The 24,572-nt window shown below is 66.1% G+C and carries 19 protein-coding genes; 8 read left to right on the plus strand and 11 right to left on the minus strand.

The window, feature by feature from the left end:
• Positions 1-12: 12 nt before the first annotated feature.
• Positions 13-696: a class I SAM-dependent methyltransferase gene (locus AC0IXR_RS01875; RefSeq protein ID WP_471759552.1), complete on the plus strand. Its 684-nt coding sequence runs from the start codon at positions 13-15 to the stop codon at positions 694-696.
• 40 nt (positions 697-736) lie between these two features.
• Here AC0IXR_RS01875 and AC0IXR_RS01880 read toward each other — a convergent pair whose 3' ends face one another.
• Positions 737-1,804: a spore photoproduct lyase family protein gene (locus tag AC0IXR_RS01880; protein ID WP_207409913.1), complete on the minus strand. Its 1,068-nt coding sequence runs from the start codon at positions 1,802-1,804 to the stop codon at positions 737-739.
• Between the two features lie 188 nt (positions 1,805-1,992).
• Here AC0IXR_RS01880 and AC0IXR_RS01885 point away from each other — a divergent pair, with 188 nt between their 5' ends.
• Positions 1,993-2,295, plus strand: coding sequence for a hypothetical protein (locus AC0IXR_RS01885; RefSeq protein WP_471759554.1), 303 nt, complete (start codon positions 1,993-1,995; stop codon positions 2,293-2,295).
• Between the two features lie 129 nt (positions 2,296-2,424).
• Here AC0IXR_RS01885 and AC0IXR_RS01890 read toward each other — a convergent pair whose 3' ends face one another.
• The 9 genes from AC0IXR_RS01890 to AC0IXR_RS01930 form a co-directional block, all read right to left on the minus strand.
• Entirely contained in the window at positions 2,425-5,157 is a 2,733-nt protein-coding gene (locus AC0IXR_RS01890) for a bifunctional diguanylate cyclase/phosphodiesterase (RefSeq protein ID WP_471759556.1), read from the minus strand.
• 296 nt (positions 5,158-5,453) lie between these two features.
• Positions 5,454-5,762, minus strand: a complete 309-nt coding sequence (locus AC0IXR_RS01895) for a GCG_CRPN prefix-to-repeats domain-containing protein (protein ID WP_405030549.1) — start codon at positions 5,760-5,762, stop codon at positions 5,454-5,456.
• A 621-nt stretch (positions 5,763-6,383) separates the two neighbouring features.
• Positions 6,384-8,165: an ABC transporter ATP-binding protein gene (locus AC0IXR_RS01900; protein ID WP_471759557.1), complete on the minus strand. Its 1,782-nt coding sequence runs from the start codon at positions 8,163-8,165 to the stop codon at positions 6,384-6,386.
• Positions 8,159-8,872, minus strand: a complete 714-nt coding sequence (gene fhuF / locus AC0IXR_RS01905) for a siderophore-iron reductase FhuF (protein ID WP_471759559.1) — start codon at positions 8,870-8,872, stop codon at positions 8,159-8,161. The genes AC0IXR_RS01900 and fhuF overlap by 7 nt, the downstream gene beginning before the upstream one ends.
• The gene (locus AC0IXR_RS01910; protein ID WP_471759561.1) at positions 8,869-10,107 is read right to left on the minus strand and encodes an MFS transporter; all 1,239 of its coding nucleotides are present in this window, start codon (positions 10,105-10,107) and stop codon (positions 8,869-8,871) included. Before AC0IXR_RS01910 ends, fhuF begins: the two co-directional genes overlap by 4 nt.
• 334 nt (positions 10,108-10,441) lie before the next feature.
• Complete coding sequence (gene map, locus AC0IXR_RS01915) at positions 10,442-11,194, minus strand: type I methionyl aminopeptidase (RefSeq protein ID WP_461221166.1); 753 nt, start codon at positions 11,192-11,194, stop codon at positions 10,442-10,444.
• Positions 11,195-11,334: 140 nt separating this feature from the next.
• Positions 11,335-12,558: a CaiB/BaiF CoA transferase family protein gene (locus tag AC0IXR_RS01920; RefSeq protein ID WP_471759563.1), complete on the minus strand. Its 1,224-nt coding sequence runs from the start codon at positions 12,556-12,558 to the stop codon at positions 11,335-11,337.
• A gap of 320 nt (positions 12,559-12,878) precedes the next feature.
• Positions 12,879-14,171, minus strand: a complete 1,293-nt coding sequence (locus AC0IXR_RS01925; RefSeq protein ID WP_056423520.1) for an MFS transporter — start codon at positions 14,169-14,171, stop codon at positions 12,879-12,881.
• 123 nt (positions 14,172-14,294) lie between these two features.
• Positions 14,295-15,470 (minus strand): pyridoxal-phosphate-dependent aminotransferase family protein, encoded by a 1,176-nt coding sequence (locus tag AC0IXR_RS01930; protein WP_471759566.1) that lies wholly within the window; start codon positions 15,468-15,470, stop codon positions 14,295-14,297.
• 159 nt (positions 15,471-15,629) lie between these two features.
• Between AC0IXR_RS01930 and AC0IXR_RS01935 the strand changes: the two genes are divergently transcribed.
• Entirely contained in the window at positions 15,630-16,388 is a 759-nt protein-coding gene (locus AC0IXR_RS01935) for a GntR family transcriptional regulator (RefSeq protein ID WP_156467659.1), read from the plus strand.
• Between the two features lie 7 nt (positions 16,389-16,395).
• Here AC0IXR_RS01935 and AC0IXR_RS01940 read toward each other — a convergent pair whose 3' ends face one another.
• Positions 16,396-17,442 (minus strand): threonine aldolase family protein, encoded by a 1,047-nt coding sequence (locus tag AC0IXR_RS01940; protein ID WP_471759567.1) that lies wholly within the window; start codon positions 17,440-17,442, stop codon positions 16,396-16,398.
• 126 nt (positions 17,443-17,568) lie between these two features.
• On the opposite strand from AC0IXR_RS01940, the gene AC0IXR_RS01945 reads away from it, so the two are divergent.
• The 5 genes from AC0IXR_RS01945 to AC0IXR_RS01965 all read left to right on the plus strand — a co-directional run bounded on the left by AC0IXR_RS01945 (position 17,569) and on the right by AC0IXR_RS01965 (position 24,543).
• Entirely contained in the window at positions 17,569-20,571 is a 3,003-nt protein-coding gene (locus AC0IXR_RS01945) for an FAD-binding and (Fe-S)-binding domain-containing protein (protein ID WP_471759569.1), read from the plus strand.
• Between the two features lie 109 nt (positions 20,572-20,680).
• Positions 20,681-21,064 (plus strand): nuclear transport factor 2 family protein, encoded by a 384-nt coding sequence (locus tag AC0IXR_RS01950; protein WP_207409925.1) that lies wholly within the window; start codon positions 20,681-20,683, stop codon positions 21,062-21,064.
• 651 nt (positions 21,065-21,715) lie between these two features.
• Positions 21,716-23,401 carry a methyl-accepting chemotaxis protein gene (locus AC0IXR_RS01955; protein ID WP_471759570.1) on the plus strand — a complete coding sequence of 562 codons (1,686 nt, stop codon included), beginning with the start codon at positions 21,716-21,718 and terminating at the stop codon, positions 23,399-23,401.
• Positions 23,402-23,698: 297 nt separating this feature from the next.
• Positions 23,699-24,115: a YeeE/YedE family protein gene (locus AC0IXR_RS01960; RefSeq protein ID WP_471759571.1), complete on the plus strand. Its 417-nt coding sequence runs from the start codon at positions 23,699-23,701 to the stop codon at positions 24,113-24,115.
• A complete protein-coding gene (locus AC0IXR_RS01965; protein WP_461235232.1) occupies positions 24,115-24,543 on the plus strand; it encodes a DUF6691 family protein in 429 nt (142 codons plus the stop codon). The genes AC0IXR_RS01960 and AC0IXR_RS01965 overlap by 1 nt, the downstream gene beginning before the upstream one ends.
• The last annotated feature ends 29 nt before the right edge of the window (positions 24,544-24,572 follow it).

Below are 24,572 nucleotides of genomic sequence, written 5' to 3' on the forward strand. Positions count from 1 at the left end.
AGTGAGCCGCCCATGAGCCCCATTCCCTGGACCCGCCGCGCCGTCATCGACGCCCTCTGGCACGGCCGCGATCCCTTCGCGGACCCGCCGGATGACCTGCGGCCCCTCGATCTCCAGGGCTGGCGCAGCGTCCATCCCTATCTCGACGAAGCCGTCATCGAATTCCGGCCCCACGTGGTCGTGGAGATAGGAGCCTGGAAGGGCGCGAGCACACTTCATCTGGCCAGGACCATGGCGGCGCATGGCGTCGAGGGAACCGTCATCGCGGTGGATACCTGGCTCGGCGCCGTCGACCATTGGGCGGATTCGGGTCTGTTCGCCGAACTCGCCACCGAACACGGCTATCCGAGCCTCTACCGGAGCTTCCTTGCCAACGTCCTGCGCGAGGGGCTGGCGGACCGGGTCGTGCCGCTTCCACTGGACTCGGTGAACGCTGCGGAACTGATGCGCCTGCGCAACGTCACGGCCGACGTCATCCATCTCGATGCCGGCCACGAAGAGGCCTCCGTGGCGGCGGACCTTCGGGCGTGGTGGCCGGTTCTGCGCCCGGGCGGCCTGTTCGTCGCCGACGATTATGACCGCCTGGGTGGGAGCTTCCCCGGGGTCACGCGGGCGGTCGATGCCTTCTGCGCGGAAGCCGGCGTAAAGGGGCCCTGGTCGCAGGAGGGGAAGTGCAAGTTCCTCAAGCCAGTCTGAAACCTAGGCCGGGTGCATCGGCACCTCGGACGCCATCGCTTCAGAAGGCATAGCGGACTTGGCAATAGGGCATCAGCTCGGCCAGATGATCCTTGAAACGCGCGATCCACCGCCCTTTCCAGCCGCTTCGATAGCGCAGGTTGTCGCCGCCACCCTGTGACCGTTTTCCCTCCTGGATATCGGGCCGCCAGAGCAGGTCCTCCGCGCGGGGATGCCAGTTCAGGTTGACGGCGTGGAGATCCGCATTGTGCGTGAGCAGGATGATCTCGGCCTTGAGTTGCGCCTTCGCCGCCGCCCCGATCCCGTCATCGATGGCGGTGAACAGTTCTCGCCAATCGGCCTCCCAGCCTTCGTAGAGGATGACCGGCGAGAAGTTCACATGGACTTCGAACCCTGCCGCCACGAAGTCGTCGATGGCGGCGATGCGTTCACGCATCGGGGCCGTGCGCACATCCACCACTTTCGCGATCCGTTCGGGCATCAGGGAGAAGCGGATCCGGGTCTTGCCCTGTGGATCGTAGGTCAGCAACTCCCGGTTCACGGCCTTCGTGGCGAAGGAGGCCTTGGCGTTCGGGAGATCCCGAAACAGACCGACCATGTCGCGCACGTTGTCCGAGAGGCTCGCATCCACGGAAAGATCGCCATTCTCGCCGAGATCGTAGACCCAATGGTCGGCATCCACCGTATCCGGCTCGGGGAGCCGTCCCTGGCGCGCGGCATGGCGGGCGATGGCGGCGCAGACCTGCTCGACATTGACGAAGAGGGATATCGGGTTGGCGAAACCCTTGCGACGGGGGACGTAGCAATAGGCGCAGGCCATGGCGCAGCCATTCGAGGTGGAGGGCGCGATGAAATGGGCGCTGCGCCCATTCGGCCGCATCGTCAGGCCCTTCTTCACCCCGAGCACCAAGGTCGAGCGCTTGATCCGCAGCCAGTCCTCCGCCGAGCCTTCGTTGCCGTGCAGGGAGGGGATGTTCCAGTGCGACGGCACCTCGATCCGCTCGGCGTCGGGGAAGCGGTCGAGGATGGCGAGGCCGCGCGGGAAATTCGAAACCGCAGGCTCGTGGTAGATCGTCCTGATATCCAGAATGTCGCGGGAAAGGGCCATGCGGTGTCCTGCGGCGCGCGTTCGCCCCGTGCCACGTAAGATAGGGCTCTGGGGGCCGGAGGGGATGGCCCTCGCCGTCGATCCGGTCGTCGCGCCGCCCGTGTTTCGGGGCTCGATCGAGTCCAGCGGACGAGTGACGGGCCATCGCGGGGGAGCGAACGTCGCGCGGCGGAAATCCGAGGCGGAGATTGGCCGCCGGGCCCGATGGGCCACCCTATCGTTCACAGATAATTAACCTCGCCCTCTTTGCGGCGGTGTCGAAACATGCGCTCAAGACGCGTCCGTCACGGGAGGTGAAACTATTGCCTTGGTTGCCGCGTATCTCGGGCATGATCTGCTTCGACACGCTCATCGATCAGCTGGAATTGGAAAAGCAGGCCCTTGCGCGGGAGATGGCGCATCGCGGACCCGCGCCTTACACCCTCATCGACATGCTGATCGCGCTCGACCAGAAAATTTGCGCCTTGAGAATCCTGAGTGAAGACCGCTGACGCCGCTTTGGCCGATGCGAAGTCTCCCGGGTTTGCGGTCAGGCAGGACACGACGTTTCTGACGAGTCTCCCATTGCGTTGACTCCCCCGGGGAGAGACCGATCCATCACCGGGAGTTCGTGACCAGCTTCAAGCGGCAGCGCTTTGTTTCCTGTTGGATGCGAACTCGAACGCTTCCAGGGCAGGGAGGGGCCTGCTCAGAAGATAGCCCTGCGCTTCCGTGCATCCTTCGCGACGAATGCAGGACAGTTGAACGTCGTTCTCGACCCCTTCCGCCGTGATGCTCGCTCCCATGCGTCCGCCAAGTCCGACGATGGCGCGGACGATGGCGGCGGTGTCCGCATCGGCGATCTCGGCAACGAACGACCGGTCGATCTTGATCTTGTCGAAGGGAAATCGACGCAGGTAGTTGAGGGATGAGTAGCCGGTGCCGAAATCGTCCAGCGCGATGCGGATCCCGAGCGCACGAAGCCGGTGAAGGCAAGCCGTCACGCTGTCCGCGTCACCGATGAGCACGCTCTCGGTGATCTCCAACTCCAGGCGGTCCGGCCTCAGACCGGACGCGGCCAAAGCCGATACGACGCAATGCTCCAGGCCGGGCGTCGTGAATTGCGCTGCCGAGACGTTCACCGCGACCCGGAGGTCGCCTGGCCAAGCCGCCGCTTCGCGGCAGGCTTCCCGCAGGGCCCAGCTGCCGAGGGGAACGATCAGGCCGGTCTCCTCGGCCAATGGGATGAAATCAGCCGGCGAAACCAAGCCTTTGACGGGGTGACGCCAGCGCATCAGGGCCTCGAAGCCGCTGGTCGTGTCGGTGGCAAGCTCGATGATCGGTTGATAGTACAATTCGAACTGACCCAGCCGCACGGCTTCGCGCAGATCGAGTTCGAGAACGTTGCGCGCGGCGATCGCCGCATCCATGCCGGGCTCATAGAAGCGGAACGTGTTCCGCCCGGCCGCCTTGGCGCGGTAAAGGGCGATGTCGGCATTCTTGAACAACTGATCCGGGTCGCCGCCATCCTGCGGCCCGACAGCGATGCCGATGCTGACGCCGACACTGACGGAGCGGCCGCCGAGGTCGAAGGGCGATTGCAGCGCCTCGATCACCTGCTGCGCCGTGGTGGTGGCAGTCTGAAGGAGATCGGGTTCTCTCAGCACGATGGCAAATTCGTCGCCGCCCAATCGCGCAACGGTGTCGCCCTCGTGAATGACCGACGTCAACCGCTCGGCGACGGCTCGAAGGAGGCTGTCTCCCGCCGGATGGCCGAGGCTGTCATTGACCGCTTTGAAGCGGTCGAGGTCGCAGGCGAGGACGGCGAAGATGTGCCCCCGTCGTTGGGCATTGTCCATTTCCCGGCCGAGCCGGTCCCGGAACAGCGCGCGGTTGGGCAGGCCGGTCAGCACATCATGCGTGGCCAGATGTTCGAGCTGATGTTCCGCATGCTTGCGTTCCGCGATGTCGATATGCGTGCCGACCATGCGCAGCGGGCGTCCGGTTGCGTCGCGTGTCACCACCTTGCCGCGCGATAAGATCCAGGTATGGCCCCCGTCCTTCTTTCGCATGCGAAGTTCGCATTCGAAAATCGGCGTTCGCCCGCCGATATGGTCGAGGAGGAGCCGGCGGACCGTCGCGACATCGACGGGATGCGTTAGCTGTTCGCATGCCTTGATATGCCCCTCGATCTCGCCGGGATCGTAGCCGAGCATGCTCTGCCAACGGTCCGAGAGCCACACCTTGCCCGTCGGGAGGTCCCAGTCCCAAAGGCCGTCGCTGCCGCTGTCCAGGGCGAAAGCGAGCCGTTCTTCGCTGGATCGTAACGCCGTTTCCGCGGCCTTGCGGTCGGTGACGTCGCGTAACGACGACACGTAGCCGATGGGCTCGGACGAGCCGGGCAGGCGCGTGACCTTGAGGCACGCTTCGATCCATACCCAGGAGCCGTCCTGCCGACGATAGCGCTGGGTCGTGATAGCTCCCTCGATCCGGCCCTCGACAAGGTCGGAGAGAACATGTCGGTATTGGGCGACATCCTCGGGATGGACGAAATCGATGGGCCGGGTGCCGATGATGTCTTCGGGAGGATAACCGAGCACCGCCACCGACGCGGGCGAGACATAACGGCGGATGGTATCGAGGTCGGACCAGATGATGACGTCTTTGGTGTTCTCCGCGAGAAGCCGATAAGCGGCTTCGCTCGTGCGCAAGGCTTGGTTGGCCCGGCGCATGCGGTCGACGAACAGGGCGAGTCCCGCGAAACCGACAATCGTCAGCATTGTCGCGGCGATGCCCGACGCCAGCGCGAAACGCGGCAGGCTCGACGCAATCTCGGGCGCGGCCATGTTCGGGATCAGCTCGGCTGCGCCCATGGCGGCGAAATGCACGCCCGCGACGGAAATCGTCAGGAGCGTTGCCGCCACGGTGGTGGCGTATCGAAGCGTGTCGCGTGCAAAAATCACGAAGGCGATGGCCGTCAGCGACCAGCCGATGAGCAGCGCCGTGGCGAGAAGCGGCCAGTTCATCACAGGGGTAGCGGCGACCTGCAGGCTCGCCATCCCCGCGAGATGCATCCCCGTCATGCTGATGCCCAGGATCACCGCGGCCGCGACAGCCACTGCGGGGGCCGCGCTCCATCGGGACAAGGCGAGCGCCACCATCGAACCGAGAATGCCGACGAGAAGGGAAACGAGGGTGAGCGTCAGATCGTAGCCGGTCGCGAGGCCTGGATCATAGCCGAGCATCCCGATGAAGTGGGTGCTCCACATGCCGGCACCGGCCGAGAAACCAGCCGCGAACAGCCAAGCCCATGTCTCGAAGCCCTGGCTTCGAAAGACGTGGCGAACGAGCCGCAGAGCGGTGTGACTCGACACCCAACATACGAGGATCGCCAGTGGTACGACCCACCAGTGATGCTCCTCGGTCATGCACAAAAATGCACGATACATCCAACGACAGCCTTTCGCCAATTAGAGGCGAGCCTGCCGGGGTACGGTTTAAAAAACTCGGAACTTTTGCCTTAAGTTATAATAGAGGTCTGATCGAGACGGGATTTCCTCTATAAAGCCGCGACTTCCTGGCTCGCCGCCGACCTGTTCAGATGCCGGGTGCCGGCGACCGGTGCTCACGGAGAGTGAGCCTTGCCCCAGGCTTCGGGAAACCGGACCCGCTACTTCCAGCCGCCACCGGGCAGGCGGCCGTGATAGGGCGTGTTGCGGCAATGCCCCCACGGCCCGCGCCAGTAACCGGGAGGGCAGCCATTGCCGGCCCGTGCCTGATACCAGCCGCCCGGCAGGCGTCCGACATAAGGCGTCGAGCGGCAATGGCCCCATGGGCCACGCCACGCTCCCGGGCCGCAGCCTCCGGCAACGCCCAGCACCGGAGCCTCACTCGCAAGATTTGAGGCGATGGGAAAGGCCATCGCAGGCACCGATGCCAAACTGCAGATAGCGACCAGGGCGGGAATGCATGGCTTCATCGTAATGATCCTCACATGGCGAGGGGATTTCGCATGGTGAACTCGCGTTTTGCAAACAGCATCACGAGTGGCAGTTAGCGAAACCTATCGATAAACTGCACATTCATCCATTGATGTCGTCGATGCGAGCGTCGTTACGCTGGCGACCTTCTCGTTCGGGCGTCGAAATCCCCGCTCCGCACATCGTTATGCGTCGCTTCAAGAGCGTGGAGAGGAAGAATCGAGCCCGGAGCCCGAAACGCATCGGTTCCACCGTCGCGGACACGGTCGCATCCACGATGCTGGTGGTTCTCGCTCGCCTTCCTGCCGACCGAGATGAAGCGTTTCGCATCGGTCATCCCGGTCGAGACGGGATTCATGGGCCGGCTCGGATGCAATTCCGGTCCGGTCCATGGGATGGCACGCGCCGCGTTCTTTGCCGCTTGAAGGCGCGGTCTAGAACAGGAAGTTGTCGACGCTCAGCGACTGTGTTGGAGCAAGAAGCCGGGCTTCTGCCTTTGCGGCGCGGTGGCATCTCTTGGATGGCGTCCTGACGTCCCTGCATTTGGTTCGTGCCATTGCCAAGGAAGGGGGCCGTCAGAACGGCAGGGCCGATCCGAAAGGACGCGGCGGCCCTCGGGATCACGGCATAGCGTTCTCCAGAATGCCATTCCGGGCAGCCATCCGCACCCGGTCCGCCGCATCGTCGGCCTGGGCGAATTGCGCGTTGTAGAGGCGCCGGTATGTCCCGTTCGCCGAGAGAAGCACCTCGTGCCGTCCCTGCTCCACGATGCCTTCCGGACCGACCACGACGATCCGGTCCGCCTTGCGGATCGTGGCGAGCCGGTGGGCGATGACGAGGGTGGTGCGGCCCTCGGAGAGTTCCACGAGGGAGCCCTGGATCGCCTGTTCGGTCTCGCTGTCGAGGGCCGAGGTGGCCTCATCCAGGATCAGGATCGGAGGATTCTTGAGAAACACGCGGGCAATGGCGAGGCGCTGTTTCTGGCCACCCGAGAGTTTGACGCCGCGTTCGCCGACGACGGTGTCGAGGCCATTGGGCAGGCCCTCGATCAGGGCGGTGAGCTTGGCCCGCTCCGCGGCCTGCGCGATCTCCTCTTCGGAGGCGTCGAGCCGTCCATAGGCGATGTTCTCGCGGATCGTGCCCGCGAACAGGAAGACGTCCTGCTGCACGATGCCGATCTGCCGGCGCAGTGAGGCGAGGGTGAGGTCGCGGATGTCGATGCCGTCGACGGTGATGCGCCCGCTCTCTACCTCGTAAAACCGCGGAATGAGGGAGCACAACGTCGTCTTGCCGGCCCCGGACGGGCCGACGAAAGCGACGGTCTCCCCGGCCGCGATGTCGAGATCGAGCCCCGACAGGACGGGCCGGCCGGCGGTGTAGCCGAAACTCACCTCCTCGAAGCGGATATCGCCCTTCAGCGCCGGCACGGAGACGGCGCCGGGGCGGTCGACGATGTCGGGTTCGGTGGCGAGCAGCTCGGCGTAGCGCCGGAAGCCCGCGACCCCCTTCGGGTAGGTCTCGACGACGGCGCCGATCTTCTCGAGCGGCCTGTAGAAGACGCCCACCAGCAGCAGGAACCCGATGAACCCACCGGGCGAGAGCTCACCGCGCACGACGAAGGCCGCGCCGCCCAGCAGCACGACGATCTGGACGAGCCGCATGCCAAGATAATTGATCGACAGGCTGGCCGCCATGATCCGGTAGGCTTCGAGCTTGGTCTCGCGGTATTTCCGGTTGTCGGCGGCGAACAGGCGCCGCTCATGCGGCTCGTTGGCGAAGGCCTGCACCACGCGGATGCCGCCGACATTCTCCTCGATCCGGGCATTGAAGGCGGCGACACGACCGTATTGCGTCTGCCAGTTCCGTGTCATGCGACCGCCGTAGCGGAGGGTGACGAAGGCGATCACCGGCAGGATGGCGGCGGTCAGGAAGGCCAGCTGCGGGTGGACGTAGACCATCAGCGCGAAGGCGCCGACCAAGGTCATCACCGCGATGAAGAGGTCCTCCGGGCCGTGATGGGCGACCTCGCCGATCTCCTCCAAATCCTTGGTGACGCGGGCGACGAGGTGGCCGGTCTTCTGGTTGTCGAAATAGCGGAACGAGAGCTTCTGCAGATGGTCGAAGGCACGCCGGCGCATCTCGGTCTCGATGTTGATGCCGAGCACGTGCCCCCAATAGGTCACCACCACCATGAGGCCGGCATTGGCCACGTAGATCACGCCGAGGCCGAGGGCGGCGAGCACGATCAACTGCCAGTCCTGGCGCGGCAGCAGCACATCGACGAAGGCCTTCACGGCCATGGGGAAGCCCAGTTCGAGCAGGCCCGACAGGACCGCGCAGCCGAAATCGACGAGGAACAGGGTCCGGTGCGGGCGGTAATAAGCGAGGAAGTCCTTCAGCATGATGCTTTCGTCAGGTGATCGACGGGGCAGAGGGCGCCGCAGGAGGGGACGCCCGGTATGCGGTAGCGCATACAGCAAACCCGCCGCCGCCGCTCCTCGCCACCTCGGAAAGCCTGGGCCAGCGGGCAGCGGCCGAACGCATCGCCACCGCAACGGCCGAGGCACGCTTCGGCGCGGGAGGAGGCCGGCACCGCGTCGCGGCTCAACTCGCGCAGGGCGAAATCGGCGGTCACGCCGGCATTGCACCAGAGGACATGGCGGGAGAGGCCGTAATGCGTCTGGCACAGGTCGAAGAACGGTCGCAGATGCTCTTCGATCAGGGGATCGAGCCCGGGCTCCGGGGCTGCGCGCCGGTCGTCCTCCTCCGCCACGATGAAGCGGGAGACGATGCCGCCCTCGTCGAGTTCGAAGCCGACCCGGTCGAACCCGATCGGAAGGGCACGGCCGAGGCGGCTGAGCGCGGTGAAGTAGGGGATGATCAGGGCGGGGAGGTAGTACTGCGTCCAGAGCGAGACGAGGGCGCGGCGGTCGGCGGTCTCGAAGCCTTCGCCTGATGCCCTGCCGAACCCGTCCACCACCTCGTCGAACCTGGCCTTGCTGGTGAGGATCGAGAGCGGCCGGGTGCCGGACCCGGACGGCGCCGTGGCGATCCGGCAGCCGAAGGCCGACAGCGACGGTGGAACCAGGGCGGCGAGTTGATCGATCATGCGACCCCCGCGACCCGATCGGCATCGAGGGTCCGGCGAATCGTCGCGCGCAGAGCGGCGAAGGCGACGGTGTAGAACAGGATCGCGGCGGTAAAGTAGCCCGGCCAGCCCACATGCGCCGCGAGCGCCGGCGCGGCGACGCGCAGGGGCATCGCGGCAAAGAATGCCGCCCCGAACAGGAGCGCGTAATCGGTGGCGGGGCGAGGCCCCTGCGCCCAGCGATAGATCATGTTGAACACCGGCACTCCGAGCCCTCCGCCGCCGACGATTCCGAGGATCGTCGCGGCTATGGCGAGCGTGGCCGAACCGATGGCAGCGCTGGCAATCATCAACCCGCCGCCGGCGATCACGCCCAGCGCGGAGACCGTGATGAGCCGCAGGGTCCCGACCCGTCGCACGAGGACGCCCGAGACCAGGGCCATGACGAGGTTGATGACAGGCGAGAGAGAACCGGTGACGAATCCGACCTCCCGCAACGGCACTCCGAGATCCAGCAGGGTGAGGTTGTTCAGGCCGGAGAGGGCGAACATGGCCGCGAAGTACAGGCCCAGGACCAGGATGCGCGGCGCCAGGAGGCGCAGGCGTTCGAACGGGGCTGCCACGCGCTCCGCCTCAGCGGCATCGCGGCGGAGCCGGACTTCCGGATAGCGCAGCATCGGCAGCAGGCAGAGAAGGTTGAGGCCGGCGATGCCCAGCACGGCGGCCTGCCAGCCGACCGTGTCGTAGTACCCGACCAGTAGCCCCGCGCCGGCGATTCCGCCCAGCGACGCACCGGAGAGTTTGGCCGACGCCACGAAGGGCCGCCGGTCGGCGGGCACCGTCTCGACCACCAAAGCTTCGAGGGCGATGTCCATGGTGGCGACGCAGAAGCAGGTCGCCACTGCGAGGCCGAGGAGCAGGCCGAGCGGCCAAGCCTCGCCCAGGCTCAGCACCAGCAGCAATGCGATGGTCGCGCCCTGCATCAGCGCGATCCAACCGATGCGATGCGGGAGACCGGGCAGGCGCAGCCTGTCGATGGCGACGGCCCAGAGAAACGTCAGACCGACAGGCAAGTTAATGAGCTGCAACAGCCCGATTTCGGCGAGTTCGACGCCGCGTGCCCGCAGGATCAGCGGGGCGCCGCTGGCCAGGAAGCCGAGCGTGGTCCCGAAGGTGATGTAGAGGCTGAAGAACGGCAGCAGGGGCCGCGCCCGGCGCCACGCCCTGGACGCTCCCTCGACCCAGATCCCGCTCATGCGATCCGCGCCGCTCGGCTCGGTTGCCCGTCGAGGATAGGCATGGACCTTGGGAACCATCCTCCTGCGCCGGACACGCCGGCTCCTCCGAGAAGGCACTTTACTGGCCTCGAATGACGCGGCGATCGATCCGCGAACCGGTGCGCGACGTGACAGGGCCTCCCTTCGGACATCCGGAGCCTCCCTGCTTCTCGCGGCGAGTATAGTTTTTAAACAGTCTAATCTACTGTAAACATTGGCCTTTCTTTGGGATTATGACGTGTCCGGTCTTCATGCAAGGTCCGTTTGGACGCAGTGCCGCCGGCCTTCCCCCGTCGTGCTCGGTATCTGTCCGCTATTGCCCCGGCATGGTGAGGATCAGCGGCCCGCTGCGCGAGGCGATGACCGTATGCTCGTATTGCACGGTGAGGGCCTTCGGCTGGCTGTAGAGGGTCCAGGGATCGTCGCCGTCCTCGGCGAACTCCGCGCCGAGGGACAGGAACGGCTCGACGGTGAAGACCAGCCCCTCCTGCATGATCCGTCGCTCGGAGGCGTCGGGCCAGGTGGCGATCTCGGTCGGCTCCTCGTGCAATGACAGTCCCACGCCGTGGCTCGCGAGGTTGCGGACCAGGGTGTAGCCGTTCTTCCGCGCGAAGGCCCCGACGGCCCGTCCGATATCGGCCAGGGGCTTGCCGGCGCCGACCTGGCGCAATCCCGTCCACATCGCCCGGCGCCCGTCCCTGCACAGTCGCTCCACCGCCCGCGTCACCGGCGGCACGGCGAAGGACGCGCCTGTATCGGCGAAGTAGCCGTCTTTCTCGGCGGACACGTCGATATTGACGAGATCGCCCGGATTGATCCTGCGGTCGCTCGGAATGCCGTGCGCGATCTCCTCGTTGACGCTGATGCAGGTGGCTCCGGGAAAGGCGTAGACCAGTTCCGGTGCCGGGCGAGCTCCGGCCGCCTCCATGATCCGCCGCCCGATCCCGTCAAGTTCGCGGGTGGTCATGCCGGGCTCGATGGCCTTACCCATCGCCTCGAGGGTGTCGGCGACGATGCGCCCGATCTGCTTCAGGCCGGCAAGCTCGTCGTCGTTCGACACCGTCATGTCGTCTTCCCTTCATGGCACCGGAGGCGGCTCCGCCCGCGCGGTTCTGCCATTCTCCGCGAGCCCGGCAAAGCCTGGGTTGCCCCACACGCAAATCACCTCACACGGGTCCGATATGCATATGAGGGCCGGCACCCCGCTCAGGCCGCGAAGGCGCCACGCGAGCGCAGGGCCGCGATCTCCTCCGTCGAGAGGCCGAATTCCGAGAGCACGTCCTCGGTATGCTCGCCGAGAAGCGGCGCGTGCCTGCGGGCGCGTTGCGGCGTGCCGGTGAGCTTCACGGGGAAACCGATATTCGGCACCGTGCCCTCGATCGGATGGGGAACCTCGATGCGCATCTGCCGGTGCCGGCCATGCTCGCTCTCGAACGCTTCCGGATAGGTGTTCATGCGGCCGGCCGGAATGCCGGCTTCGAGGAGCAGGGACACCCATTCCTCGGCAGTCCTGGCGGCAAAGCTCCGCTCCAACTCCTCGATCAGTTCCTCGCGGTTGGCGAGCCGCGCGGGAATGTCGACGAAGCGGCTATCCTCGAAGAGTTCGGCGCGGCCGAGTACATCACAGAGTAGGCGCCAGAGCTTCTGGTTCGTGGACCCCATGACGAAGTAGCCATCGGAGGCGCGCACCGCCTGGTAGGGGGCGCTCATGCGGTTGGAGGTGCCGAGCGGCTGCGGGATCCGGCCCGTCCCCCAATATTCCGACACGTCCCAGATCGAGAAGGCCAAGGCCGCGTCGAAGAGCGAGGCATCGATATACTGGCCCTCGCCGCTGGCCTGCCGGCCGATATAGGCGGAAAGAATCGCGTAGACGGTGAACAAGGCGCAGCCGATATCGGCGACGGGCACGCCGGCCTTGACCGGCGGGCCGCCCGGATGGCCGGTGACGCTCATGACCCCCGACATCGCCTGCGCCATCAGGTCGTAGCCGGGGCGCTTCGCCCAGGGACCCGACTGGCCGAAGCCCGAGATGCTCGCATAGATGAGACCCGGATTGCGGGCGCGCATCGCCTCGTATCCGAGGCCGAGGCGCGCCATCACGCCGGGCCGGTAATTCTCGACCAGCACGTCCGCAGTGGCGGCCATATCGAGGAGCAGGTCACGCCCAGCATCGGATTTGAGGTTCAGGGCAACGCTGCGCTTGTTCCGGTTCATGTTGAGGAAGCCCATGCTGTCGGGCCCCTTCATCTTGAATCCCATGGCGCTGCGGGTCTGGTCGCCCGTGCCCGGCGGCTCGATCTTGATGACATCCGCTCCAAGATCGGCGAGCAGCATGCTGCAGAACGGCCCCGCCATCACCTGCGTCACGTCGAGAACCCGGATGCCCGCGAGGGGGAGGGGGCGGGGGCCATCGTGCACGGAGTGATCCATCGTGCTCGTTTCCTGTTTTGCGCCGGGGCCGGGCGTAGCCCGCCGGCTGGAATGTCGCTGACGGGGGCAAAGTCTGCCCGCATCTCCTTGCCTCGCTCGCAGAGCACCACGCCGTCATTCCGGGGCGCCGCAGGCGAGCCCGGAATCCAGATCCGCCGACGCTGTAAAGTCCTGCACCACCTATGTTTCTGGATCCCGGGCTCCGCTGCGCGGCCCCGGGATGACCTAGTGCTGCGCGTGGGTTTCCGCCGGACAGATTGGCATCTGCAATCGCCCCCCCGCGCAGGCCACCGCCCGCAGAGGGGAAAGTAGAATGCCCACTACTCCGCCGGCACGGCCCGCCCGAGCGGTACCACCGGTTCCTCTTCGAACGGCCGTTCCGGGTGCATGGTGAAGGCGAGGCCCGCGCCCAGGAGGCAGAGGCCGATGGAGCCGACGAAGGGCAGTGTCCAGCTCCCCGTCATGTCCACGATCATTCCGAATACGATCGGCGAGATGATCGCCGCCACCGCCGAGCCGGTGTTCATGAGGCCCGCCGCCGTGCCCGAATATTTCGGTGCGATGTCCATCGGCACCGACCAGATCGGGCCGATCACCAGTTCTGCGAAGAAGAAGCCGGAGCTGAGCAGCAACGCCACAAGTGTCAGGTCCCTGGTGAAGAACACGCCGGTGAGGCTCGCCGCCGCGCCGAGGAAGCCGACCACGATGACGCTGAGCCGGGCGAGCTTGAGATCGCCGGTGCGCTTCAGGATGCGGTCGCTGAACACGCCGCCCAGGGTGTCGCCGACGACACCGGCGAAGAACACGCCCGACGCAAACAGGGCCGAGTTCTTCAGATCGAGCCCATAATTGAGCTTGAAGAAGCTCGGGAGCCAGCCGAGGAACAGCCACAGGGTCCAGCCGTAGCAGAAATAGGTCAGCGTCACCGGCAACATGCGCCGAGTGAGGCGGCCCCAAGGCACGTTCTGCTTGGCGCCGACCTTGCTCGGAGGTGGCAGGACCGCGAGTTCCTCCGGGGTGATCGCCGGGTGTTCTTTCGGATCGTCGCGGAAGTACCAGAACCAGACGACGACCCAGGCGAAGCTCGCCACGCCTAAGATGACGAAGCCGAGGCGCCAGCCGAACTGGTAGATCAGGAAGGCCACGATGGGCGGCGCCACTGCGTTGCCCAGTCGTGCGAAGGCATGCGTGATGCCCTGCGCGAAGCCACGCTTGCCCGGCGCGGTCCAGTTCTGCATGGCGCGGGTGGCGGTGGGGAAGGTGGCTCCCTCACCGAAGCCGAGGAGCACCCGGGCGAGGAACAGGCTGATGAGGCCGCCCACCATTCCAGTCAGGATCGTCGCCGAGGCCCAGATCAGGCCACATACGAGGAGCGTGCGCCTCGCGCCGAACTTGTCACCCACCGATCCGCCGATGACTTGGAAGATGGCATAGGGATAGGCGAAGGCGGACAGGATCAGGCCGAACTGAGTGTTCGACATCCCGAGATCTTTCATGATCTCGCCGCCCGCCGTGGCGATGTTCACCCGGTCGAGATAGGTGACGAAATACATCAGGCAGAGCAGGAACAGCACCATGTTCGACGCTGAGACGCGTCTTTTGGCTGGCGTCATCGGGGTTTCCTCGGGTTGAGCGCGCCACCCGCCCCGGTTTGATCACCGGTTGTTTGTGGGATCACGCGTGGTTGGTATGATCGGCGCGGCTCTCCTCCCCACAAGGGGGAGGGGACCTGCTACTCAATCGTCGATACCGGAGCGCAGGGCGTCCATGGCCGCCAGCACGCCGCCGCGCGTGTGCGGGACGCCGCCGGCCTTGAGGCCCATTTCGACGCCCGACAGCGCCGCCATCAGCATCAGGTCGTTGCATTCGCCGAGATGGCCGATGCGGAAGACCTTGCCCGCCACCTTGGCGAGGCCGGTGCCGAGCGAGAGGTCGTACTTCTCGAGGATCAGATTGCGCAGGGCATCCGCGTCATGGCCCTCCGGCATCACCACGGCGGTGAGCACGGGCGAGTATTCGGACGGCTCCTGGCAGAGTACCTCCAGGCCCCACCCCTCCACGGCGGCGCGCGTGGCGGCGGCGAGACGCTGATGGCGGACGAAAACCTGGGTCAAGCCTTCCTCCATCAACATGGCGATGGCTTCGCGCAGGCCGTAGAGCAGGTTCGTGGCGGGCGTATAAGGGAAGTAACCGCCGGCATTCGGCTTCAGCATGTCCTCCCAATCCCAATAGGAGCGCGGTAGCGTCGCTGTCTTCGCTGCGGCCAGGGCCTTATCCGACACAGCGACGAGGCCGAGGCCCGGCGGCAGCATCAAGCCCTTCTGCGAGCAACTCACAGCGACGTCGACGCCCCATTCGTCATGGGCGTATTCGGCCGAGCCGAGACCCGAGATCGTGTCGACGAGGAAGAGAGCAGGGTGGTTCGCCCGGTCGATGGCTTTGCGGATGTCCGCGATCCGGCTCGTGGCCCCGGTGGAGGTCTCGTTGTGGACCACCATCACGGCCTTGATCGACTTAGCGCGGTCCTCGGCCAGGATCGCCTCGACCTGCGCCGGATCGACCCCGCGGCGCCAGTCGCCGGGGACGAACTCCACTTCGATGCCCCAGCGCGCCGCCATCTGTCGCCATAGGGTGGCGAAATGGCCCGTCTCGAACATCAATACCCGGTCTCCCGCGGAGAGCGTATTGACGATGGCGGATTCCCAAGCACCTGTGCCGGAACCCGGATAGATGATCACTGGCGAGCGCGTCTGGAAGACGGCCTGGGCGCCTTCCAGCACCGCCTTGCCAAGCCCGGCGAAATCGGGACCGCGATGGTCGATCACGGGCATGTCCATGGCCCGCAGGACGCGCTCGGGTACCGGACTGGGGCCCGGAATATGCAGGAAATGGCGTCCGGTCCGTGTCGTCATCGAGATCTCCGCGATGGCCCGTCGAGGGAAAGCTGTACCCCGGATCGATGCTTCAAGAGGTAACGGGGCGGAAAATTGCATTCATTTTTTGAGAGGGCAAGAACTATTATGCGGACATCCATCCTCGACCTCCGCGCTTTCGGCTGCTAAGTTCGCATTATGGTGCTTGACCCTGTCACAGAGCCGGAGGCCGATGCCGGCCTCGCCGCGATCGACGGAGCGCGTTTCCCCGCGTTCCCATCACTGGTGAAATCTCTTCACGGCGAGCTCCTGGCCCGCCTGCGGGACTACATCGTCGAGGGTAATCTCGCCGCTGGCGCACGGGTGCCGGAGCGCATGCTCTGCGAGCATTTCGGCATCTCGCGCACGCCCTTGCGAGAGGCGCTGAAGGTGCTGGCCTCTGAGGGGTTGATCGAGCTTCTGCCGAACCGGGGCGCGCGGGTGCGCCAGCTCGGCGCCGAGGAACTGGTGGACCTGTTCGACGTGATGGGTGGTCTCGAGGCCTTGGCCGGGCGCCTAGCCTGCGAAAAGATCACGCCGGAAGCCTATGCGGAGATCGAGCGTCTCCATCACGAGATGTACAGCAGCTACATGCGGCGCGATCTGCATGGCTATTTTGCCTGCAATCAGGCGATCCACGACCGGATCGTTCAGGCGGCCGATAACGAGCCGTTGCGGACGAGCTACGCCAACTTCGCGGGGCGCCTGCGCCGTGTGCGCTACTCCGCCAATCTGGACGAGAACCGAGACCGCTGGGGCGAGGCGATGCGCGAGCACGAGGAAATTCTCGATGCGTTGCGCCGGCGCGCCGGCAGCGAGCTCAGCGATATTTTGTTCAGGCACCTACGAAACAAGCGCCGCGCGGCGGAAGGGCGGGAGACGGCGCCTCCGCCGGACGATGCCTCCGCCGCGTCGTGATGGCGGTTCAGCGGCGCTCGCCGTGAAATCGCTCTGCTTGGGCCTGGATCACTTCCGCCGCTTCCAGGATTCCGGCCCGATCGACGTCGAGATGGGTGGTCGCGCGGATCTGGTGCTGCCCGATGGCGCGGATGCGGATACCCTCGGCGAGGCAGGCTTCGGCAAAGGCCGTTGCGGTGATGCCCAGCGGCTCCACCGAGAAGCACAGGATGTTGGACTGGGCCGCATCTGGCGCGATGGCGAGGCCGGGCGCGCCAGCGATGCGGGCCTTCAACTCACCGGCATTGGCATTGTCGAGTTCCAGCTGGTCCACATGGTGATCGAGAGCGTAGAGGCCGGCCGCAGCGAGGATGCCCGACTGACGCATGGCGCCACCGAGCCGGTACTTCCACCGCCACGCCTCGACGATAAAGTGCGACGAGCCGCACAGAACGGCACCGACCGGGCAACCGAGGCCCTTGCTCAGGTCGATCCAGGCGCTGTCGAAGCCTTTGGCATAATCTCTGGCGGAGATGTCGGTAGCGGCCACCGCGTTGAGCAGGCGCGCCCCGTCGATATGCGCCTTCATGCCCTTGTGATGGGCGAGGTCGCGGATGCGGCGCATGTCGGTGAGCGGCCAGACCGAGCCGCCCGAAAAGCTCGTGGTCTGCTCCACCGAGACCAGGGCCGAGCGCGGCGCCGTGCGGGCGGGTGGGCGGATCGCCGCCTCGAACGCCTCGGGCGTATAGAGACCGGCCGGGGTCGCCAAGGCCTTCACCGAGACGCCGCCAATGGCCGCCGAGCCGGCGGCCTCGGTGTTGTAGATATGGGATTGGTCGTCGACCACGATCTCGTCGCCGGGGCGGGTCTGGACCAGGATCGAGACGAGGTTGCACATCGTGCCCGAGGGCATGAACATCCCCGCTTCCATGCCGAGCAGGTCAGCGACGCGCTCGCACAAGGCTAGGGTCGTCGGATCGGAATCGGATTGCTCGTCGCCGACCTCCGCGCGTGCCATGGCGTCGCGCATGCCGGGCGTTGGCCGCGTCTGCGTATCGCTATACAAATCGATCATCTGCCGGCCCTGTTTTGCATGCAATCCGTGCGGGCCATTCTAGCCGGTCGGGACGATCCCGCCACCCTACCGGAACCTGCATCGCTTTGAAGCCGGCCGACGGCACTCCCACGAGGACGATGGATCATGACCGCAACGGCTGAGCCCGCCACCGGCCCGAACCGCGCCCCTTCGCCCGTCGCCGGGCCGGGGCCGGTCAGTCCGCGCGCCGCCAACCGCCAGGGCGCCGGCCTTCCGCGCCGCCTCGCCGAAGCCCTCTCCGGCGAGGCGAAGTTCGATGCCTTCACCCGGGGGCGCTATTCCAACGACGCTTCGATCTACCAGATCATGCCGGCGGGGGTGGTCCTGCCCCGCAGCGCCGCCGACATCGCCGCGACCCTGAAGATCGCGGCCGAGCACGATGTGCCGGTGATCCTACGCGGCGGCGGCACCTCCCAGAACGGCCAGCCCATCGGGCGCGGCCTCGTGGTCGATTGCTCGCGCCATTTCAACGGGATCATCGCCTACGACGCGCAAGCCGGAACGATCACCGTCGAGCCCGGCATGGTGCTGGAACGGTTGAACACGCGGGTGAAGGCCGACGGCTGGTTCTTTCCCGTGGAACCCTCCACCGCCACCCGCTGCACCATCGGCGGCATGGCCGGCAACAATTCCTGCGGCGCCCGCTCCCTGCGCTTCGGCAAGATGAGCGACAACGTGCTCGGCATGGAAGCTCTGTTCCATGACGGCGAGCCCTTCGGCTTCGGTCTCACCGGCAACGAAGCGACGGGCGTCACCGGCTCGCGGCGGGCCGGCGAGCTCGCCGCCGCCATGCGGGCCCTGGCCGAATCCGAGCGCGACGAGATCCTGCGCATGTACCCGCGCGTGCAGCGACGGGTCGGCGGCTACAATCTCGATGCGCTGATCGAGGCGAGGCCGAACCTCGCCCATCTCCTCGTCGGCTCGGAGGGCACGCTGGCAGCCACCACCAGCGTCACCCTGAAACTGTCGCGCCTGCCGACGCACCGGGTCATGGGCGTCTGCCACTTCCCCTCGTTCCGCTCCGCCATGGAGACGACGAAGGCCATCGTCGACCTCGATCCCGTGGCGGTTGAGCTCGTAGACAACAACGTGCTGGTGCTCGGCGCCGACATCCCGATGTTCCGGGCGACGCTGGCCGACATCACCCGTGGCACGCCGAACTGTCTGCTCCTGGTGGAATTCGCCGGCGACGACCGGGACGCACTGATGCGCGACCTCAAGCGCCTCGATACCTGCATGGCCGATCATGGCTTCGCCGCCGCCGTGGTGGAGGTGCCGGAGCCGATCCGCCAGAAATCGGTCTGGGAGGTACGTGAGGCCTGCCTCAACATCATGATGTCGATGAAGGGGGATGCGAAGCCCGTCTCCTTCATCGAGGATTGCGCGGTGCCGCTGGAGCATCTCGCGGATTACACCGACGCGGTGACGGAGGTGTTCACCCGCCATGGCACGCGCGGCACCTGGTACGCCCATGCCTCCGTCGGCTGTCTGCACGTGCGCCCGATCCTCGACATGAAGCAGGGCGGGGACGTCGCCAAGATGCGCGCCATCGCGGAGGCCGCGAGCGAACAGGTCCGCCGCTTCAAGGGCTCCTATTCGGGCGAGCATGGCGACGGCATCTCGCGCTCCGAATACATCGCGCCGATGTTCGGCGAACGCCTGACGCGCGCCTTCGAACAGGTGAAGGACACGTTCGACCCGGAGAACCGGCTCAACCCCGGCAAGATCGTCCGGCCGCTCAAGATGGACGACCGCTCGCTGATGCGGTTCCAGCCGGGCTATTCCGTGAGCCAGCCGGCGAAGACCGCCCTCGACTGGTCGGAATGGGGTGGCTTCGGCGGCGCCGTCGAGATGTGCAACAACAACGGCACCTGCCGGAAGCTCGCGGGCGGGGCGATGTGCCCGTCCTACCGGGCCACGAAAGACGAGCAGCACCTCACCCGTGGCCGGGCGAATTCCCTGCGGCTCGCGATCTCGGGCCAGCTCGGCAAGGACGCCTTCACCAGCCCCGAGATGAAGCGGACCCTGGATCTCTGCGTCTCGTGCAAGGCCTGCCGCCGCGAATGCCCCACCGGCATCGACATGGCGAAGATGAAGGTCGAGTTCCTGCACCATTACCATGCCCGCCACGGCCTACCCCTGAAGGAACGGCTGGTGGCGGCCCTGCCGCTCTATGCCGGCACTGCCGCCTGGCTGGCGCCGCTCCTCAACCTGCGCGATCGCCTTCCCGCCCTGGCGAAACTGTCGGAACGGGTGGCCGGGCTCTCTGCGCGTCGTACTCTGCCGCGCTGGCGCAGGCCCTGGGTCGAGCAGGGCGAGCCGGCGCATCCCGGCGACGTGACCGGGGATTTCCGCGACATCGTGCTGTTCGGCGACACGTTCAACCGCGCCTTCGAGCGGGAGAACCTGGAGGCGGCCGAGCGTGTGCTGATCGCCGCCGGTTACCGTCTGCATCGGGTCTTCCCCAACCGCGGACGCCGCCCCCTCTGCTGCGGCCGCACCTACCTTGCATCCGGTCAAACCGACCGGGCCCGCGAGGAGGCAAGCCGCACGCTGACAACGCTGCTGCCGTTCATCCGGGCGGGCGCGCGGATCGTCGGGCTCGAACCCTCCTGCCTGCTGACCTTCCGGGACGAGTTCGCGTCCCTGCTCCCCGGCCCGGAGGCGGGGGAGCTGAGCAAAGCGAGCCTGCTGTTCGAGGAGCTGCTCGCCGTCGATCTCGATGCCGGGCGGATCGCCCTGCCTCTGGCGGACCAGGGCGGACGCGTCGCTCATCTGCACGGCCATTGCCACCAGAAGGCTTTCGCCGCCATGGGCGCGGTGGAGACGGTGCTGCGCGCGGTGCCGGGGCTCGACGTTCGGGTGATCGAGTCGAGCTGCTGCGGCATGGCGGGCGTCTTCGGATACGGCGCCGAGACCATCGACGTGTCGCTCGCCATGGCCGAGCTCTCGCTGTTCCCGGCCCTGCGCAAGGCCGGCCCCGACGATCTCGTCGTGGCCGACGGCACCAGCTGCCGCCACCAGATCCATGACGGCCTCGGGCTCGAAGCGCTCCATGTCGCGCGGGTCCTCGACCGGGCGATGGCGGCGTCGGCCGAACGTCACTGACGGCCGGGCCGGGCCGGGTGGCTGGTCATGGTCGCGAGGGCGTGATGGATGGTATCGAGAAAGGCGGGCCGCCTTTCTCGATTGGAATCCGCCTCGCTCAGGGGACAACATGACCGACCTGAAGCAGAACAAAGCGAATGTGATCGCCTTCTATCGGTTGATGTTCGACGAGTGCCGGCCGCGAGAAGCCATCGAGCGTTATGCCGGGGACGACTACATCCAGCACAACCCGCATGTGGCGAATGGCAAGGACGGCTTCATCGCCTATTTCGAGCGCATGGCGCGCGAATGGCCGGGCAAGCGCGTGGAGGTGAAGCGGGCGGTCGCCGAGGGCGATCTAGTCGTGCTGCATTGCCTGCAGCACTGGCCGGGCGACCACGATTATGCGGCCATCGATATCTTCCGGCTCGATGACGGCGGTAGGATCGTCGAGCACTGGGACGTGCTGCAGATCCTGCCGAATTCTTCCGCCAATCCGAACGGGATGTTCTGAGCGGCCGGATCGCTCGCCTCCTCGGCTATGTCCCCATCCGGCCCCAATCGGCTGTCCGCGCAGCGAGGCCGCCTGACAGGCTCAACGAAATCCCGGTCGCCGCGAACGTGTCCCTACAGCGTTTGAGGGATGTGACAGCTTCGATCGCCCCCGGGATGAACGTCAGTGATTGGAGCCGGGCTGGAACGATCGAGCGATCGCCTTACGCGACCGGGCATTCCTGTCGGCGGGTGAGGTCTGACATGCGGCCTCTCGGCGAGGAGGAAGCGCACCGCCTCGCCGCATCGTCCGGTTCCTGACGACGGGTTCGTCAAGGTCAGGCATGTCCGGCTGCCGTGGCGCTGCACGTTCTGGACGGTGCGGAGGGGGGCGAAGTGCCCACGATCGCTGTCCTATCCGCTCTCGCCGGGGCGCCTCGTTCCTCTTCCGGAACGGCCGTCTTACGGGCCTTGGCGGTATCGTCGCCGCGCGGATGGAGACCGGTGGATCAGCCTCCTCGCATCCGCCACCTCGAAGGGGCTGCCGGGGGATCAGCCGACCAGGTGCGGAAACTATATCGCATGAGAAAATGTAAGTCTTGTCTACTGGGTATAGTAATGAAATATCTATATTTTGGCTGATAGACATAATTTATCACTGATGGGTGTTGATATGAAACTTGGAAACTTCAAAATATTTCATAAAGTTTGCATGGTCATCGCACTCATCGGCGTGATCGTCGGCGGCTGCGTCTGGTACGCCCAGTCTCGCATGGCAGCAATCGATAATGCCTATAGCTCGTTCCTTGCACGCGAAACACGCGCCGTTGCAAACTTACGCCGGGTAAACCGGCTCATCGCCGAACTCAACTACAATATCGTCAGGCTCATCGTCGAGACGGACGAAAAGCAGATGAACGTTGCGATAAGCAACTTCGATGCTGCCAGCGCGAAGATCAAAACCGATTTAAAAGCCATTGCCGAGCAAGCACCCTCGTTTTCGGCGCGCGTATCTGAACAAGCGTCCATGGTTGAAGACTATGATCAGAAGATCATCCACGTGCGCGATTTGGCAAGAAACAATGAGAACGCCAAGGCTCTGGACGTTTTTCATGAGTCGATCGATCCCGTATATAGTAAGATGATTGAATTCGGCGCTAAATTAGCCACCGACCTGGAGAATTTCGTTGCCACAGAATCCGACGGTCTGACAGCGCAGACCAACACGACCCGCTACACCTTGATCTTTGCCAGTGCCTTTGGGGTGATCCTCGGGATGTTCGCGGCCATCGCCGTCGTGATCATCGGTGTCACCCGTCCGATCGGGCGCCTCACCGACATCATGGGCCGGCTGGCCTTGGGCGATGTCACCACGGAGGTCACTCTCCAGGACCGCCGCGACGAGGTGGGAACGATGGCCGGCGCGGTGCAGGTGTTCAAGGATGGCATGATCCAGGCGCGAGTCTTGGAAGCCGAGACCGTCCAGACCCGTCTGGCGGCCGAAGAGCAGCGTAAGCTCGGGATGCTCCAGATGGCGGATTCCTTCGAGGCGGCGATTGGTGGGATCGTCGGGATGGTCTCGTCCTCGGCCACGGAATTGCAGGCGACGGCGCAGACCATGACCTCCACCGCCACCGAGACCGCGAGCCAATCCACCACTGTGGCGGCCGCCGCCGAGGAAGCCGCCACCAACGTCAACACGGTCGCCGCCGCCGCCGAAGAACTCGGCGTCTCGGTCCAGGAGATCGCCCGCCAAGTGAGCGGGTCGGCCGATCTCGCCCAGCGTGCCGTCGTGGAGGCCGATCAGAGCGGGGTCCTCGTCCAGACCCTGAGCCAGGCCGCCGCACGCATCGGCGACGTCGTCGTGCTGATCTCGAACATCGCGAGCCAGACGAACCTGCTGGCGCTCAACGCCACGATCGAGGCGGCCCGCGCCGGAGAGGCCGGACGCGGCTTCGCGGTGGTGGCCACGGAGGTGAAGGAGCTGGCGGGCCAGACCGCGCGGGCGACGCAGGAGATCTCCGAGCAGATCACCCAGATGCAGGGGGCGACCGGGCAGGCGGTCTCGGCGATCGCCACCATCACCACGCGCATTCGCGACATCGACGCCGTGGCCACGATGATCGCCGCGGCGGTGGAGGAGCAGGGAGCCGCGACCCAGGAGATCGTCCGCAACGTGTCCCAGGCCGCGACGGGCACCAGCGAAGTGACGAGCAACATCTCGGGCGTGGCCAGCGCCGCCGAGGAGACCGGAGCCGCGGCCAACCAGGTCCTGGCCTCCGCATCGGAACTCTCGCATCAATCCGAGCACCTCACCGCCGAGGTCAAGCGGTTCCTGGCGACCGTCCGGGCCGCCTGAGGCCGGCACGACCAGCAGGGACGGTCCGGCGGGTGCGGGGCTCGGCGGACCATGAAACGGGGATTCCGGAGATGAGGCTCCTGTATCTCCAGGCCTGGGGGCGATCGGCAAGCGCGCCCGGGAATACTGTCTTGACAGCGGCGCTCGCCGGCTCGACCTCTCCTTGAGACGGCGAGCCGCCTCTCATCGAGTTTTCAAACCCATGGCAACAGATCCGTCACCGGCCGGCGCTGGTCGTTCCAGGCCGGGATTGCGAGGTTCCCGCCAAATCGCCTCCGGGTGGGCCGGTGGCCGGGCATGAGTACCTTCCTGTCTGCCTTAGCCGGTGGTGCCCTGATCGGGACCTCCGCCGCCCTGCTCCTCATCCTCAACGGTCGCATCGCCGGAATCAGCGGCATTACCGCCGGGGCAATGATGCCGTTGAGCCGGGACACGCCGTGGCGTTGGGCCTTTCTCGCCGGCCTGCTCCTCGGCCCGGTCCTGTATCGCCTGGCCTTCGGTGCATGGCCCGTCGTGCAGCTTGACGCTCCGTGGAGCCTCATCGTCCTCGGCGGTCTCCTCGTCGGCTACGGGACGCGGCTGGGCGGAGGCTGCACCAGCGGCCACGGCGTCTGCGGCCTCGCCCGGCTGTCGCCTCGCTCCATCGCGGTCGTGGCGACCTTCATGGTCGCCGCCGCCGCGACGGTGTTCCTCGTCCGACATGGAGGATGGTGATGGAAACCCTGCGCGCCTCGGTGGGGCTGCTTGCCGGCCTGCTGTTCGGTTTCGGCCTCGCTCTGTCGGGCATGATGGACCCGGCACGCGTCCTGGGCTTCCTCGACGTTGCCGGTGCCTGGGACCCCAGCCTCGCCTTCGTGCTGGCCGGCGCGGTCGCCGTCTCGGCGCTCGGCTACCTGCTCGTGTCGCGGATGCGCAAACCCGTTCTCGCGCAGCGTTTCGAGATTCCCCGCAACCGCCCGATCACGGCGAGCCTCATCGCGGGCGCCGTTCTGTTCGGCATCGGCTGGGGCCTCGTCGGCCTCTGCCCCGGCCCTGCCCTCGTCGGCCTGACCCTGGGCCTGCCTCAGGTCATTGGGTTCGTTGCCGCGATGGTTGTGGGGATGCTGCTCCACCGCTTCACCGCTGCGGCATCCGGCAGGTGAGACGCACATGCATTCGGCCCGGTCGGAGA

It is taken from the genome of Methylobacterium sp. AC832, assembly GCF_979256025.1.